The following is a 17,007-nucleotide window of genomic DNA, read 5'->3' as shown; positions in this document are numbered from 1 at the left end:
ATCGGGCACGAGTCTTCTTTGGGTTATAAATTGAACAAAGTGTGCTCGCGCCCTGATGTCCCCCTAGGGCTTACAGCAAGCTCTGGGGTAATAAATACACACTCGTTCTATAAAATAAATTTCGGCGTCTAGACATTTGAAAGCACACAAAAGTATATAAGTTATATGTCGCTTCACAATAACATACCTTACTATGAATATGTTCACAGCAAGCCGTGACAGCTCAGGTCACTGACGAGACTTCAACACAAGAATAAGGTAGCTGATAGTTTCTAAACATCAAGCATGCCTGAAATCAGGCACCTGTTTAAAATTAGTATCTATAAACCAATGATTTATAATAATTGTGAAGTAGGATTTGGAGCTTCGAGTAACTAAGATTTATACAAAATATAGCTAGAAACTCGAACATCACTTGTTCTTTTGCTAGTATTTGGACTTGTTTTGAGTAAAGATTACCGACTAAAGATGATAGCTCTTATAGCCTTTTATTTAGAAGATGATAAAGGAGAATCGTCGAAGTGCCTTTTATCAGTACAACAAAAGTATCACTGCGTAGGTGCTAACGCGACACAATGCTCCAAGTCCACTACTCGCAGGCGATATGTAATGTAGCAACAATTTTTTGATAACTACGATGGTAATATTCCCGATTGTTATCACGAGGCCTAGACCTTGGTGCTTTCAGCTCTTTATTATGGAAGGTTAGGTAACATGAAGTGAAACAAACTCAAATACATACACCTCAACTATAGGCTTTGAACGTTGCCATAAGCCCACGAATAAGCATTGGTAAATAGCATAGTTGAGTTAACGACGAAAAATACAAACATAACTTAGCAGGCTTGATAGTGTTTATACCTTTTGTAGACTTATCCTTTTTATTCTTCTTTTCTTTAGCAACACTTTTTACAATGCGCAAAGTCGCTAAAAAAATTGGTTTAGTAGACAACCCCACAACGAGGAAATTACATAATGGTGCAGTACCTCTAGTTGGTGGTATATCTATATGTATATCTATTCTCTATTTCTTGTTTAATAACCCAGAAATCCTCCCAAATACTTCGCTGTACGCATCTTGTATCATCATACTTGTGGGTATAGGCGCTTTAGATGATAAATTTGATCTGGATTTTAAGCTAAGGTTTGCGGTCCAGGGTGCCCTCTCGGTAGCTATGATGTTTCTTGGAGATATAGAACTACAAACTATTGGTGATGTATTCGGAACGGGAGAAATCGTTACTTTGGGGTGGTTCGGCTACTTAGTAACAATTCTAGCTGTAGTCGCAGCCATTAACTCATTCAACATGGTAGATGGAATAGATGGGTTACTTGGAGGACTTTCAATAGTAACTTTTGGTGGGCTGGGAATAATGCTAGCTTACGATGGTCAATTTGACTTAGCATATATATGCCTAGTCTTAATTACAGTAACCCTACCTTATATTCTTCTTAATTTAGGTTTTTTTGGAAGAAAGCGGAAAGTCTTTATGGGAGACGCTGGAAGTATGCTGATAGGTTTTACCGTAATCTGGCTGCTATTGCTATCTAGTCAGAACGGAGCTGCTCCACCATTGAAGCCAGTAACAGCTTTATGGCTCATCGCCTTACCATTGATGGATATGTCTGCGATAATGATTAGACGAATTAGACAAGGACGCTCACCGTTTCGTCCAGATAGAGAACATTTACATCACATTTTCCAGCGTATAGGCCTGAGTTCGAATCAAACCTTAATCGCCATATGCACAATAGCAATATTCTATGCTTGCATCGGTATATATTCAGAAATGGTGTCTATTCCTGACTACATCATGTTTTACTCTTTTATTTTATGCTTCCTAATTTACTTTTGTTTTATTAACAATATTTTTAAAATAACTCAATTTATCAGACGCATAAGAATGAAGTAAACATTTTCAAGGGCTACAAATACGTAGCCCTGGATCTTTTAAATCAAATCTAACCTCGAGCTCCTGGCCTATGGGATTTTGTATTTCCTAAATTGAAAGAATCTTTATATGCATTGTACACAGTATTTAGCTGTCCAAAATCTCGTTTGATTAGTGATAAAAAGCCATAACCAAGTGCAATGACTAATGGTTTCGCTTTTACCAATAAGTTGTTTCCATGAGCATAATGTACATAGAAAAGATTACGTAACATGAAATAACCCTTCCAAGATTTCAAGTCATCTTTCTGATTATTAATGAGAAGCCTAGTCGCAGTAGCATTAGGAACGCAATGTATTTCAAATCCTTTTTTACGAGCTCTTAAGCTAAAGTCTAAGTCATCATAAAAGATAAAAAATTCAGGCTCAGGGAAACCTACGCTATCAACAACTGACTTAGAAATCAAAGGACCTTCAAAAGGCACCCCATCAAGGTCAAATGGCGCACCAGAGCACTGAACTTTAGAAAGATCCAAAACGGTCTGTCGTTTAGGGTTTAAAACAAAAGGATTACTAAGATCATATTGCACAGGAGATATCTCTGCGCATGTTCCATCTAGGTTAAAGCGCATAGGTTGGCTGATGCTTTTATTATTTACTTTAAGAAGCTCTTCCAAACAAGTTTCACTCGGTAAGAAATCGTCATCCATCAGCCACAAATGAGTGTAATCGTAGTCTTTAGCTAGTTCAAACCCTCGACGGAAGCCCCCCGCCCCTCCTAGGTTATCACCCGTATTATGATATTCAACAACATCGTTAACCCGAGAGAATTTTTCAACTACTGAGCAAGTACTATCACTACTATTATTATCTACAATTAGTAATTTACATACTGTGTGGCTTTGATTTAGTACTGCATGCAAAACCTTTTCTAGGAGCTCTGGCCGCTTATAAGTAACCACAATTGCTACGACTGAAGGTAACATCAAGAAAACTCCTTATCGATTGCTTTCAATGCGGAAGCTATAACTTGGTGCATATCATAATATTTATATTCAGCTAAGCGCCCCCCAAATATTATATCAGGAGCGGAATTCTTCAAGGCTTTATACTTCGTATAAATAGAGTTATTATGAGTATCATTAATTGGGTAGTAATATTCATCACCCTCTTCATACTCTTTAGGGTACTCTTTAGTTATCACTGTCTTATTTTGCTGCCCGAATTCAAAGTGTTTGTGTTCAATGATTCGAGTGAATTCATGACATTTGTCAATGTAATTAATAACGGCGTTGCCTTGATGATTACTAGTAGGTAATATTTCGTGTTCAAAGTTAAGAGAACGGTACTCTAGTTTTCCATACGAGTAATCAAAGAACTTATCAATAGGACCAGTATATACTACCTTGTCTGCGATTTCATTCCAGCGATCTTTACTTTGAAAATAGTCGACGTTTAATTCAACATCAATTCCCTCGAGTAAAGCTTCAACCAGTTTATTATACCCACCAATTGGGACCCCTTGGTAATTGTCATTAAAGTAATTATTATCATATGTCAATCTTACCGGAAGCCTTTTGATAATGAACGAAGGCAAATCTTTACACTCCCTTCCCCATTGTTTCTCAGTGTATTCTTTAATTAAAGTTTCAAAAATATCTCGACCGACGAGAGATATAGCTTGTTCTTCCAAGTTAGACGGTTTTCTTCCATCTAATTCAGAGCTTTGCTCTTTAATAATAGCACTAGCTTGCTCTGGGGTAGTAACTCCCCAAAGTTGATTAAAAGTATTCATATTAAATGGCAAATTGTAGATTTTCCCTTTAGAAATAGCCATTGGTGTATTGGTATAACGATTAAACTCTACAAATGAATTTACATAGTCCCAAATTTTCTTATCATTAGTATGAAAAATATGCGCGCCATATTTATGAACATTAATATCTTCGATGTTTTCACAATATACATTACCACCAATATGGTCTCTTTTCTCAATAACCTTAACCGATTTTCCTCTTTTTTTCGCCTCATGGGCAAACACAGCTCCAAACAGACCGCTTCCAACAATCAAATAATCATACTTCATAGTTCAGTACCTTTCTAAAAGTCTTCAAGTAGAATTTACTTGTATCGCAAAACTTTAATAAAACACCTATCAACAAAAAATCAAAAGGGCCTGGAAAAATCATTGTATCCAACAAGCCTCTAAGTATAATTATTGATAATAAAAGTCCTGCCGTAATATTTATGGCGAGTAAATAAACAAATAAGGATACAATAAAAAACATCCATACAAATGAGAAAATACCGAATGATGAATGAAAATTCAAAATAGAGTTGTGAGGATTAACGTTATAATGGCTAATGCTTGGGATTGCCCTCATATCAACTCCATATAGTAGGGATTTGTATGTCAAGCCTTCCAAATAATCGTTAATTAAAATACTTCTTGGAGATTCAATTCCACTTGCCCCAAATTTGGTCATTGAAATAACATCAACTATATTATCCTTGAATAAAAAAAGTAAGACAACGCATGGGCCGGTTAAAAACAACATGTACTTAAGACTATATTTTTCATTCATAAAGTTGATTAGTAAAATAACCATAATCAAAAAAGAAAATAAAATACCACTTCTTCCATACAAAACAAAGCAGAATATAAAAATTAACAAGGATAAAACAAGTTCCTTGGAAGATACCTTTGAAAAGAATACTTTCAAAGATAAATAAATACACCCTAGGACAATAATGTAGCCAGAAATATAGTTATAACTAAACCCAATTTGTAGCCGACTAATAAGTGTAATAACTCGTTCGCCAAGTAAGTAGGATAATGCAATCATAACAGATAAATAAGTAAAGAAAACAACCAACGCGTACTTGGATATCTTAAGTGGGCATATTTTATTTTTAAGTATTAAAACACCTAAAATAAAGTTGCCCATTAAAAAGACATGGTTAAATACCAATCTATTTAATGGGTAAACGTTAAATAAAGAGTTAAATAACAGAGATAGGGACGTAATAGCAACAACGTATAGGTAATATTTAGGGTTATATATAAATACAGGTACCGTAGAAGCTAGTAAAAAAAACAAGCTTAGCGCTAACAACAAAGTACTGCTAACTGTCATTGCTAGCATATACAATGACAAATACATACCGATATGTATGTAGATACTACGTTCAGTATCAAAAATTACTTTTAATGGGCCCATAGTGGTTTCTAAGTTTTTCATCAAATTCTGTCCCTAAAAAAGTAGCATTTTCCTCAGACAATGCTGATGTAGAAAAGAAAGTTAGTACCTTGATCTTTGGCCTTATAAGCATTATGAGCTCAAAGGGCACATGTCTCTCAATTAGCTCAACCTTCCTTTCCATTAAAGTTAAATAGTCTGTCACTTCTCTAGGGTGTGGTTTTATATAAATGAGTGTTTTATCATCGAAATAGTGAGCAATAACTCTAGAATATAAATCAATCTTATACTTTTCAGAGATAGCTCCATCTTCAGAAAATGGCTGAGTCAATACAACAACTGAATCCTGAAATTTGTAATCTACTTTAGATACAGAAAAAGCAGATAGAATTTCCTCCCTTTCCTCTTCAGATTTTTTTTCCCATACGTCATCTAACTTACAGATAGTAACTTTATGAACTAACGAGGTTGGGATATTCTCCTTCCCAGAAAGAACAAGCCCTGTGCAATATTTATTATATCCATAAAGCTCCCCATTGATAAGGTAAGACTTAACCTTATTAAAAAAGTTCTTAGAACGAGGGGGTAGATAATTAACTAACCCATCTTCTACCAAAATATATTTTTTTCGATAAAAGCAAAAAGAAAAAAACAAATGGTCTTGCCCTAATATCGTACCTTTAAAACGTTGAACTTTTACTAATAGAAATAACAAAGAAAAAAATAGCTTTAGCCGCCCCACAAGTCCTAATTTTTTTATTGGTAAGTATTTTTTTTTGGGTATTTTACCTCTTACAATATCACTTAATCCATCTGAACATATAACCATATCAGACGACGAGTAATAATCGCTCATTCTATACATTAAATAAGAGTAATTACTATCCAAGAAGACCATCTTATCAATCTTCATGGTTTTCTCTGAATTTAATAAAAGACAAGGCAATAAAAATAATTTGAATTAAAAAGAAAGAAAAAATTGCAATAAGCTTATGCTTCTCCAGCTTTGTTTTCTTTATATCAACTTCCACATTCCAGAGTTCGACGCTATCTGATGCTAGCACTCTTCGAACACTCCTCAATTTCTGAATATCAAACTGGAGTAGATGAATGTTAGATATTTGTTTTTGAGTCTCCATCGACTTTTTTTCTAGTAACTTGATGTCATTTTCCGCTTTTTCTAGTAATACCCTTTTGTAGCTAATTGTTTTCCTAATTAACTGTTCATATTCGCTCTTGTAGTAATCATAAATTAGTTCATTAAGTTCCTTTGAGAAACCTACTACCGTTTCATAATCAGAATGACTAACAAAATTTATACTCTTATCTACGGTGTTTATTTTAAAGTTATAGTAACCCACTGGAATATCGTACTTTTCAACGACTTTATTATAATTCGCCAGAAAATTATAACTTAAGGCGTTTTTCAATATATGATTGTACGTTATCATCCCATGATCACTTCCAACGAAATTATAACGAATGGGAGCATTGATTTCTTTCAACTTCGAAAAATCAACATCATATTCAAAAACATACTGATTGTAATCACCCATTACTTTAAAAATAACAAACAAAAACAAAACAGACAAGATAAAAACAGAGGCAATTCTAGCCCACATCATTTTAATATAATTAATAATTAACATAACTTAATAAACCAAGGCATCTTGTAAGCTCTCATAGAGAACAACCAAACCAATAAAAAGTGAATTGCTTTTGCTAATAAAAAGCAATAAGCAACATCTATTATAGATGTTATTTCAATTGAGTGATATAACATTACATAATAAAAAGACAACGTTAGTAATGACGCATATGATAAGTAGTCCGTTTTCTTACTATAAAAAATATAGTTTGTCACTAATAGGTACATCCCACCAAAAACCTGAGCTAATGATAATATTCCAACAACAGTAGCAGCATCAGAATAATCATCACTTAATAATGAAGAAAACACTAACGGCAAAGAAAAATATAATACCCCACCTAGGCTAAGTAAAATAGCAAATCCTATATATGTTAGTTTAACAATATTTTTTTTGCTACAATCTGGTTTAGCTAGTTTTTCATATAACCATGGTACATATGCCTTGTTAAAAGAATCAAATAATATAGATAAGGCGAGGCATACTTGAAAAGCTACAGTATAAATACCCACATCACCAAAACCTAAAAAACTATTAATAGCATAGCGATCTAAAGAGTTTATATACGACAATGATATTACATGAGGAAGTAATGGAATTCCGAACCGAATTATGTCATAGAATGTATAGTATTTAAACCTACAAACTAAGATTAGCTTTTCTCTAAATGAAAAAAATACAACAACCAAACCAAAAGAAGATACTACAGCTAATATACTATAAATTCTAACCCATTCATGTTTATATAATGATAATAACATTAAACATGTCATTACGTTAGATACTGAAAATAAGATATGAACCTTCAAGTAATCAACACTTTTCTTCCTAACCTGTAATTGTGTTAAATAAAACTGGTATAAAACTGTAAAAAAAGAAGAGATAAGCGCAACTAAAACATACTGCTTAGGAAGTTCCTTTACTATAGAATCAGAAAAGTGATAAAAGCCGGTAGCTAATATAATGAACGAAACTATGATTATAAAAATACAGTGGAAGTTGTACTCAGCTTGACTTCTGTTATCAGAGCTAAAATAGTACCGGCTTGAACTACCAGACACCCCCATACCAATTATGGCAGAAAAATTAACCACCATAATTTGAAATAGACCAATAATACCATATTGAGCAGTAGTTAAACTACTCGTTAAAAATGGAAGTAATATAAAAGGGACTGAAGCATTTGCAACATTTGATATGAGATAGTGTAAAGAGTGTTTGAACAATTTATTTACGACTCCATCATAAAAAACTCGGCTAGTTTAAAGTCAAACAGTGTATCAATATCTATTGAACTTCTATTTCCCATGATATATGCATATGAGTTACCTTCGTAAGGTATTTGATTATAACTAAAAAAGCTTTCTCTTGAGAAAACATATAATGCCCCATTTAATCTAAAATATTTTTCTAAGTCTTGGGAGCGCTTATTGTCATTTCTACTTATAAATTTCTTCATCGAACCATTGTGGGGCAACGTATTGCTCCAAGCAGGATTGTGATCACATTCTGTAACAGAAATTACGGCATCAGCGGAGCTTTTTGAATAAAGCTCCAAAGCCTCATCAATATGCTGCTCTGTACGTAGAGGAGAAGTGGGCTGTAGCAGGACGATTATATCATCAGATGTACAAAACTTATTCAAGACATAGTCAATGACATCTGTCGTACTCGAATCATCTTTAGACAAACAGTCAGGTCGTAGTTCTGGGACATAATCTCCAAACCTATTCACTATATCTCTTATTTCGACACTATCTGTAGTAACAAGAATCTGATCAATATATTGGCTTTCTTGTGCAGCCTTTAGTGTCCAACCAATTAACGGAACTCCATTTAGCTCTCTGATGTTTTTATTTGTTAACCTTTTGCTCCCAGCTCTAGCAGGAACTACCGCTATAACTTTTTTTCCATCAATCATCGTTTAAAGACCAAGATTGTAAATATCAATTTGAGCACGATTATAGTCATCTATCCGGCCGATATCTAGCCAGTACTCATGAATTGGGAACATTAATACTTTTTGTCTCTCTTTCATGTGTTGCTCGAGCAACGTAGGCATGTCGATTTTCTGATTCTTTTCTACTGATTGAATCACTCGAGGAGACACAACATAGATACCAGCGTTAACAAAAAAGCGTTGAACTGGTTTTTCAACCATGCTGGTAATTTGATTACCGTCCCCATTAATAACACCATAAGGAATTTGGTAGTCGTACTCTCGAACACACATTGTTGCATCTGCATCATTTTCCATATGGAAGTTTAACAAACGCTGGAAGTCTACTTTGGTCAACACATCGCCATTGATCATAATTAATGGTAGATCTCTTGGCATATCTTCAGGTAGCAAGCCTAGAGCACCACCGGTGCCCAAAGGAGTAACTTCGTGTACATATGAGATGCGAACCCCAAAATCACTACCATCACCAAAATGTTGGTGAATTTGCTCAGGCATGTAGTGCGTTGAAATGTAGAAGTTGCTGAAGCCCGCTTTAATAAAACTCTTGATTACAGTTTCTAGAATAGGTTTATCACCAACTTTTAGCATCGGTTTAGGGCAACTGTCCGTCAGCGGTCGTAAACGAGTACCAAAACCACCAGCCATAATGAATACTGGGTTCTGATATTTATCTTTACTCAGCGCGCTGTGAAGAGTTTCCAAACCTACAACTTTGTTGTCTTGGTCAAGTAATGGAACCGATAGAATTTGCTTTTTTTCCATTAACTCTACAAGATGCTCTTTTGATGCACCTTTCTCTGCGGTAATAGGCTCAGAATTCATCACCTTGGCAACAGAGTCGGTTAACACCAGATCATTTAATAAGCCACGTCGAATATCACCATCAGTAATCATGCCTAGAAGCTTTTTATCTTGATCAACAACCACAGCGACACGCAATGCTTCGCTGTTGATGATTTCTAACGCCTGCTTGATTGTACTTGATTCTGATATCAGCGTTTTTTGCCAACAATGACTCATATTCTACCTTTTGTTTTCTAAGAATTTGTTTTAATTACTGCTCTAGCAGGATATGCAATGGTATTTTCTTCTAAAGACTGAGTGAGACTAGCACCAGCCCCCACGATAGCGCCACTGCCAATAGATATCCCTTGGATAACCGTTGAACCAGCTCCAACATAGACACTTTCTTTTGTCTCGACTTGACCACACAACGTTGCTTTAGGAGCGATATGGTTATAAGCACCTATTTTACAATCGTGCTCAACCAAGGCACCCGTATTGATTATACTATGGCTCCCTACTGTAGCCCCAGTCTGAATCATCGCCATGGGTAAAATCTGAGCACCAATTTCAATTTTAGAAAAAGGTGAAACGAATGCACTTTCAGCGATGACCGTCTCAAATTGATAACCTAATGAGAGAAAGTATTCATTAATTTTTTTCTTAAAGCTGGATTTGGGCATCATTCCAATACCGTTGACCAAAAGAATCTTATCTTTGTCAAACCTCAGAATATCTTCGTCTTTTTCAAGGATGGTAATTCCTTTAAATACAGAACGTTGACTGACATCTTCAGGACTTATCACGGCAAGTATGTCTCTTCCCTGTGTAAGCAATATTTCAGCAAGAACGGAGGCATGACCGCCTCCACCAATCATTACAATAGGAAGATTCACCTCATCACTCAATGATCAGCTCTCCTGCTTTGTATCCTTTGGTTGCCTTATTGCCAAGAAGTTCCCAATAGCGATAAGGGGACAAACCAATACCTGGCCGTTTAATTGTGAGGTTAGATTCTGTTAACTCTTCTCCCTCTTCAATATCCATTGCTGCTACTAAGCTTTTTCGTGCTACGGATTTGTTTTTCACTTCAGAAACTGTAGGCGTTTTTACGCTAGAGCCTAATGCAATCTCAATCTGACGGATGGCTTTTACCATTGCCTCTAGCTCTTGTGGCTCAAGAGAAGCCTTATGATCAGGACCTTCCATGTTTTGATCTAACGTAAAATGCTTCTCTATCAGAACAGCACCACGAGCAACAGCCGCAATTGGAATCGTTATTCCTTCACTGTGGTCCGAATAGCCTGCCGCCAAGTCAAATGCTCGCCTTAGCGTATCCATTGCTCTTAGGTTGATTTCTTCCATTGGAGCAGGATATTCCGTCGTACAATGAAGAATTGTTACTTTTTCTTTTAGCGCTTTTTGACCAGCTTCTGATGCATAAGCTTCTTGGAAACCTAGCATGGAAGGTTCTGCTTTTTCATCTGCTGTATAACCGAAAGCAATCACTCCAAGAGCAGTCTCAATTTCAGAAAGTGTTGCCATCCCTGTTGATACAATAAGATCACAACCAGTACGAGCATGAGCCAATACAAGAGGAGCGTTCGTTAACTCACCGGAAGGCAACTTCAAGCGCGTTAAACCAAGATCATTGACTAAGAAATCTAAACTTTCTAAATCGAAAGCTGTTGATAGAAACTCAATACCAAGGGACTCACAATATTTGACGAGATCATGGTGGGTCTCGTACGACAGTTCTAAACGGCTTAACATCGCTAACTGAGACTCTTGCTTTTGAGTATTTACTACTTGATATTCAGCTTGCTTAGCTTCTTCGGTAACTAGGTTTTTTGCTTTAAAAGTTTGGAACTTTACTATATCCGCTCCAGCTTTATGGGCAGCATCGACCAAAGAAAACGCAAGTTCTTCTTGGCCGTTATGGTTTACACCCGCTTCGGCAATAATTAAAGTCATTATTGTCTCACTCTACTTTCTTGTTTAAGTCAGGTTCAATGTTTACATCATAAAAAGACTTACAAGGATCAAAATTCAGTCCTTTAATCATCTCTATAACTTGCTTGCTACTATCACCTTGTCCGTAGGGGTTAGCAATATTTTCATCTTCAGCTTTATACTTTCGGCTCACAGCGAGGCCAATCGCGTTACTGATGGATTCTTTCGTAGTAGTGGTGTTTAGAACACTTTTTGCGGCCAAGCGTCCCTTTTGTCTAGCCCCTATATTCACTGTAGGAACATCAAAAGCTGGTACTTCAATAATACCACTCGACGAATTACCAATAATTGCAGCTGCATGCTTTACCGAGCTCAGATAACGCACTTGCCCTAGTGATGGAATTGCCAAGACACGTTTTGGTTGACTTGCCGCATAATCTTCTAGCATTGGGATAATGCGTCGACCACCGTCATCTGCGTTAGGGTAAGTCAATATAACTTGATGATCAGGGTATTCATCCAATGCGCCTAAAAGTGACTGGAAGCTTTCCTCTGGAGATTCGTTACCCAGAGTAACAGAATGATAAGTAACGATAAAATAAGGTTCTGTGAGTTCAAAACTTAGTGATTCACTCAACTCAGAAACCGTCATAAAAGACGCTCGGTTTAGGTGGTCTAAGCCAATAGCACCAATATTTCTTACACGTACTGGTGATTCACCAAGTTGAATCACTCGGTTTCGGTATTCGTCTGTCGATGTACCATGTAGGTAACTCAACTTGGTAATCGCATGACGAATTGCATCGTCATAAGCACCTTCTGTTATTTCACCACCATGAAGATGAATGATCGGAATACGAAGTATCATAGCCGTTTGCGCTGCAGCGAGCGCTTCAAAGCGATCTCCAAGAATGACAAGAACATCTGGTGCTAGTCGCGACAAGGCATCGGCAAACCCTAAGACACCCAGCCCCATACTTTTCGCTGTCCCTACAGCGGAATCAGAAGACAACAAAATCTCTATTTTCTCATCGATATTGAAGCCATCTTTTTCAATTTGTTTGTAAGTATCACCGAATTCCGGTGATAGGTGCATACCAGAAACAAGCAATTGAAGTGTTAGGTCAGGATCGCTTTGTATGTCCTTTAAAAGCCAAAAGAGCAGACCATACTCTGCTCTTGTACCAGTAAAGACCGCAACCTTTTTATGTGTCTGCGTCATGTATGTATTAAACCTACTTAGCCTTTGATTTCCACTGGGGTACTTGGAAGATTGATTAGGTGCGCCTCAATAAACTCTGAGTAAGTTAGGTCACCACGTATTGCATTCTCAAACATAGGTAATCTGTGCATGAGCTGCCAAATAGGTCGAGTCATCACGCCTGAACCATTTGTGCCTTTAAGTACCTCTTCGCGACTTTCTTTATCCGGACAAATGATTGCATTTAGCCAATAGTTTGACTTCGCATACTCTGGCTCAGTGACAAAGTTAAAATCTGTACCTTTGAAGAAGTTTTTATAGCCTTCTGCAAGCAATCTCTTTTGCTTCAAATACTGCTCGATAACTTCCATCTGTGCACATCCCAGAGCAGCATTCAGGTTAGGCATGCGGTAGTTAAAGCCAGGTTCATCATGGAAAAACTCATAAGGATGGGGCACTTTTGCTGTCGTCGTGACATGCTTAGTACGCGCACCTAATTCTTGAGTCTTGCATAACACCATGCCACCACCGCCTGTGGTGATGATCTTATTACCATTGAAGCTGACAGCACCAAAATCGCCAATAGTACCGGTGTGTTTGCCCTTATAGAACGAGCCTAGACTTTCTGCGGCATCTTCAACCAACGTGATGTTCCATTTCAAGCAAACAGCAACCAGTTCATCAAGCTCTACAGGGTGACCAAACGTGTGCATTGGTACGACTGCTTTGATTCTTCTGCCTGTTTTTCTATGGATACACCCCGCGTCTATAACTTCAGCATTCTCCTCTAAAAATGCATCCACGGCTTTAGGGCATAGCCCTAAGCTTATTGGTGAAACATCCACAAAAATCGGCTCGGCGCCCATATGATACAGTGCATTACAAGTTGCAACGAATGTCAGAGCTTGTGTTATAACAAGATCACCTCGTTGAACATCAGCCATGTACAAAGCCGCATGCAATGCCGCAGTGCCATTCACTGTCGCTACTGCTTTGGCGGTACCAGTGTAAGCTTCAATTTTTTTCTCAAAATCATCAACAAACTTACCGACGCTAGAAACAAATGTACTTTCAATCGTTTCCATTACGTACGCTTTTTCGTTGCCATCAAACGTTGGTGCATGTAAGGGAATAAATTCGTCTGTTTTGTATGTATATCTCACAAATTCAACAATAGTTGTCGCTTTCATTGAATGCTCCACTTACATCTTGCTATCGAGGTATTTACCTATTTCTTTGTGTCCAAAATCAGGGATCATGGCAAAGAACAGTTTCACAATCTGCTCTTTAGTCCAAGCTCGCTCACCTTTCAGCTCAGAGATGCTGTTTTCAAACAAAGTAAGCAGATCTTGCTCATAAAGAGGTTCATTTTTGATGATGCCCAGATTTTCAAATCGAGACATATCCAGCTCTTCTTTATCTGTAAAAAACTCTTCGAAGTCTTTTTCACCCGTTGTATCACTTGCAGTAAACAAACATGGCCACTTGCCTTGCTCAGGGAGCGTATGTGCAAGCTGGCGAGCTTCTTTTTCTGTTTCACATAAGTGAGGTTGGTAACCAAGCTGCTCTAAGTATTTCACGGCAATATCCGCAAACGAGATAAGGTGCAAAGCTTCACTCAATTTCGGGAAGAAAATGTCACGATTCTCTCCAAAGATACAAGACATCAAACATAACTCACCCGACTCTTGCGGAGTAACAAAGTAACGTTTGATGTCATTGGGAGCAACGATAGGCTGACGCTTTTGAATACGTTGGTTAAATCCGTGAAGTAGCGAGCCATCAGAGAATGCTACATTCGCAAATCGAGCAGTTGAGATTGCCATTTGCTCGCTTTTACGCATCAGGAACATTTCCATAATGCGCTTTGACGCACCCATCATGTTAACAGGGTTTGCAGCTTTATCGGTTGAAACACAGAAGTACTTTTTCGCGCCAGCATCAATAGACTGCTGGATCGTTTTGTCGGTATTAAAAACATTCACATCGATCATGCGCATCAGTGTATAAGGATCTTTTTCACTTCTAACATGCTTAAGCGCCGATAGATTCAATACATAATCGAACTTACCATCGGCTTTGATGAATGCGTCGTACTCTAGAGAACCAATGTCCAAAGCAAATGTTTGGAAATCACCATCAATATAACCAAATGAGCTACGGATATCTCGAACAAGCTCTACCATGTTGTTTTCACTAATATCAACAACATGCAACTTCTTAGGATTACGTTTGAAGATTTCTTTAGTTACAGCTTGACCAATTGAACCCGCCCCGCCTAATACCAAAAATCGAGAGCTAGATACAATGCTCTCTAATTCTTTTTGATTTTCAGTAATATCATTTGCAAATAGCGTAATGTCTCGGCCAATCAGAGATAGTATTGAATCCATTGTTATCCTTAAGATGAATAGTAGGTTTTACGATAAGTCTAGAATTTTTTAATCATACATTTGATTATAAACTAAGTCACCAATTCCATCTGTTGGTTTGAAACCTGTTGGTGCATCGAGCAACAACTTACGAATAGCTTCATGCTTCAAATTGTGGCAGGCCAAATCTAACGATTCCAAAAGCAATTCATACTCTACAAGTGGGAGGTAAACCTCGTTAGCCGTCATAATACGTTTGTGGGCAGTTCTTTCGACATGATCACCAATTAAGAGCTCTTCATATAGCTTTTCTCCAGGACGAAGGCCGGAAAAAATGATTTCAATATCTCCGCCAATATTATCTTCATTTTTAACAGTCAAACCAGATAACTTAATCAAATTTTCTGCTAGGTCAGTAATTTTCACTGAATCACCCATGTCCAACACGAATACATCCCCTCCTTTACTCATAGCTCCAGCTTGTATTACCAGTTGAGCGGCTTCGGGAATTGTCATAAAGAATCGAGTAATACCTGGGTGCGTGACGGTTATTGGGCCACCTGATTTTATTTGCTTTTTAAATAAGGGAATTACAGAGCCGGAAGAACCAAGAACATTTCCAAAACGCACCATAGAAAATCGTGTCCCACATACCTTCAGATTCTCTTGCTCTGCTAAAGCTTGAAGACCTAATTCAGCCATACGTTTGGTTGCTCCCATTACATTAGTTGAACGTACGGCTTTATCGGTTGAAATAAGAACAAAAGATTCAACCCGAGCCTCAACCGCAGCCTTGGCCGCATAGTAAGTGCCATAAATATTATTGCGTACCCCTTCTATAACATTATATTCAACCAATGGAACGTGCTTATAAGCAGCAGCATGATAGACAGTCTGAACCTGAAACGACTGCATTGCAGTTAGTAAACGATGTGAACGCTGTACAGAACCTAATAGTGGGATGATTTCAACGTGAAGCTCTTCAACTTCTTTAAGTAGAGTCAACTCTCGCTCTATTTGATATAGACCAAACTCCGATAGCTCAAAAAGAACTAAGGTCTTTGGTTGATTACGAATAATTTGTCGACAAAGCTCTGACCCTATTGAGCCTCCTGCCCCTGTAACCATAACAACCTTATTCTTAATGTTAGCTTCCATTAAAGATTGCTGTGGTGCGACGGGGTCACGGCCTAATAAGTCATCTATTAATACATCTTTTAGCTCATCAATCTTTGCTTTACCTGCAACTATGTCAGACATTTCCGGCACAGTTCGTACTTCGACAGGTAAATGAACTAAAGAATCCAATATCTCTTTACGCCGAGCTCGTGAGGCGCTCGGAACAGCCAATAGAATCTGTTCCGCATTATTCTTACTTATTCGTTTTTCTGCTTGTGGTATCTGACACACTGTCAGGCCAAGAATTATCGTATTTTCAAGGGTTTTATCTTCGTCAATAAAGCCGATAACTTTGTGTGTGTCTGAATTTCTTAGCGCCAATGCTAACTGACGGCCTGCGGAACCGGCTCCGTAGATCATTACAGATTTTCGCCCTTTATTGTTTGTCTGAGCAACTAAGACTCGAACAATCAACCGCGAACCGCCACAAAGTAAACATAAAAATGAACCATATATGATGGGTACTGAACGTGGTACTGACGCATCAAAATAAAAAGCTAAAAAAGCTACAGAGGTAGCTGATATAAATGCTCCGATGCTGACCACAGCTAAAGCATGAAAAGTTAAATAACGTAAAATCGCACGATACAATCCTAATTTGGTGAATGCGATAAGAGTAACAATAACCGTACCTAGTAACACATACTGGTTGTTCATATCCTCTAGAGATTTAATATGGCCAATACGAGTCCAATACGCTGCATACAATGAGGTGATAATAAATAGAGTATCGATGAAAACGCTAATAATTCGCTTTCTGAGCCGAGATAGATTCCAAATATAATTAAGCCTAGCCATGTCGTCCACTTTAAAAGA

Annotated in this window: 15 protein-coding genes; 1 reads left to right on the top strand and 14 read right to left on the bottom strand. The window is 37.4% G+C overall.

All coding sequences use genetic code 11. The annotated features are described in order from the left end of the window. Nucleotides 1–851 precede the first annotated feature (851 nt). Nucleotides 852–1,913 carry a UDP-N-acetylglucosamine--undecaprenyl-phosphate N-acetylglucosaminephosphotransferase gene (gene wecA / locus ACED46_RS13265; protein WP_371721670.1) on the top strand — a complete coding sequence of 354 codons (1,062 nt, stop codon included), beginning with the start codon at nt 852–854 and terminating at the stop codon, nt 1,911–1,913. Nucleotides 1,914–1,962: 49 nt separating this feature from the next. Here the strand turns inward: wecA and ACED46_RS13260 are convergent, their stop codons facing one another. The 14 genes from ACED46_RS13260 to ACED46_RS13195 are packed head-to-tail and all read right to left on the bottom strand — an operon-like array spanning nt 1,963 to nt 16,989. Then, complete coding sequence (locus tag ACED46_RS13260; RefSeq protein ID WP_371721669.1) at nt 1,963–2,877, bottom strand: glycosyltransferase; 915 nt, start codon at nt 2,875–2,877, stop codon at nt 1,963–1,965. Then, nucleotides 2,877–3,977, bottom strand: a complete 1,101-nt coding sequence (glf, locus tag ACED46_RS13255) for a UDP-galactopyranose mutase (RefSeq protein ID WP_371721668.1) — start codon at nt 3,975–3,977, stop codon at nt 2,877–2,879. The genes ACED46_RS13260 and glf overlap by 1 nt, the downstream gene beginning before the upstream one ends. Further along, on the bottom strand, nt 3,967–5,133 hold the full coding sequence (locus ACED46_RS13250) for a hypothetical protein (RefSeq protein WP_371721667.1): 1,167 nt from the start codon (nt 5,131–5,133) through the stop codon (nt 3,967–3,969). Before ACED46_RS13250 ends, glf begins: the two co-directional genes overlap by 11 nt. Beyond that, on the bottom strand, nt 5,087–6,004 hold the full coding sequence (locus tag ACED46_RS13245) for a glycosyltransferase family 52 (protein ID WP_371721666.1): 918 nt from the start codon (nt 6,002–6,004) through the stop codon (nt 5,087–5,089). The genes ACED46_RS13250 and ACED46_RS13245 overlap by 47 nt, the downstream gene beginning before the upstream one ends. Next, the gene (locus tag ACED46_RS13240; RefSeq protein WP_371721665.1) at nt 5,994–6,740 is read right to left on the bottom strand and encodes a hypothetical protein; all 747 of its coding nucleotides are present in this window, start codon (nt 6,738–6,740) and stop codon (nt 5,994–5,996) included. Before ACED46_RS13240 ends, ACED46_RS13245 begins: the two co-directional genes overlap by 11 nt. After that, on the bottom strand, nt 6,734–7,966 hold the full coding sequence (locus tag ACED46_RS13235) for a lipopolysaccharide biosynthesis protein (protein ID WP_371721664.1): 1,233 nt from the start codon (nt 7,964–7,966) through the stop codon (nt 6,734–6,736). Before ACED46_RS13235 ends, ACED46_RS13240 begins: the two co-directional genes overlap by 7 nt. A 5-nt stretch (nt 7,967–7,971) precedes the next feature. Next, nucleotides 7,972–8,661: a cytidylyltransferase domain-containing protein gene (locus tag ACED46_RS13230; protein ID WP_371721663.1), complete on the bottom strand. Its 690-nt coding sequence runs from the start codon at nt 8,659–8,661 to the stop codon at nt 7,972–7,974. Nucleotides 8,662–8,664: 3 nt separating this feature from the next. After that, nucleotides 8,665–9,723: a nucleotidyltransferase family protein gene (locus ACED46_RS13225; RefSeq protein ID WP_371721662.1), complete on the bottom strand. Its 1,059-nt coding sequence runs from the start codon at nt 9,721–9,723 to the stop codon at nt 8,665–8,667. Nucleotides 9,724–9,740: 17 nt separating this feature from the next. Continuing rightward, nucleotides 9,741–10,394, bottom strand: coding sequence for an acetyltransferase (locus ACED46_RS13220; protein ID WP_371721661.1), 654 nt, complete (start codon nt 10,392–10,394; stop codon nt 9,741–9,743). Then, a complete protein-coding gene (gene neuB, locus ACED46_RS13215; protein WP_371721660.1) occupies nt 10,387–11,460 on the bottom strand; it encodes an N-acetylneuraminate synthase in 1,074 nt (357 codons plus the stop codon). Before neuB ends, ACED46_RS13220 begins: the two co-directional genes overlap by 8 nt. Before the next feature lie 7 nt (nt 11,461–11,467). Then, on the bottom strand, nt 11,468–12,661 hold the full coding sequence (gene neuC / locus ACED46_RS13210) for a UDP-N-acetylglucosamine 2-epimerase (protein ID WP_371721659.1): 1,194 nt from the start codon (nt 12,659–12,661) through the stop codon (nt 11,468–11,470). A 17-nt stretch (nt 12,662–12,678) separates the two neighbouring features. Next, nucleotides 12,679–13,830 carry a LegC family aminotransferase gene (locus ACED46_RS13205; protein WP_371721658.1) on the bottom strand — a complete coding sequence of 384 codons (1,152 nt, stop codon included), beginning with the start codon at nt 13,828–13,830 and terminating at the stop codon, nt 12,679–12,681. 12 nt (nt 13,831–13,842) lie between these two features. Next, nucleotides 13,843–15,033, bottom strand: coding sequence for a UDP-N-acetylglucosamine 4,6-dehydratase (locus ACED46_RS13200; protein ID WP_371721657.1), 1,191 nt, complete (start codon nt 15,031–15,033; stop codon nt 13,843–13,845). A 48-nt stretch (nt 15,034–15,081) separates the two neighbouring features. Then, complete coding sequence (locus ACED46_RS13195; RefSeq protein ID WP_371721656.1) at nt 15,082–16,989, bottom strand: polysaccharide biosynthesis protein; 1,908 nt, start codon at nt 16,987–16,989, stop codon at nt 15,082–15,084. Between the last annotated feature and the right edge of the window lie 18 nt (nt 16,990–17,007).

The sequence above is a fragment of the Vibrio sp. 1S139 genome, from assembly GCF_041439475.1.
Classification (GTDB): domain Bacteria; phylum Pseudomonadota; class Gammaproteobacteria; order Enterobacterales; family Vibrionaceae; genus Vibrio; species Vibrio crassostreae_C.
This window is presented reverse-complemented; position numbering and strand designations above follow the sequence as displayed.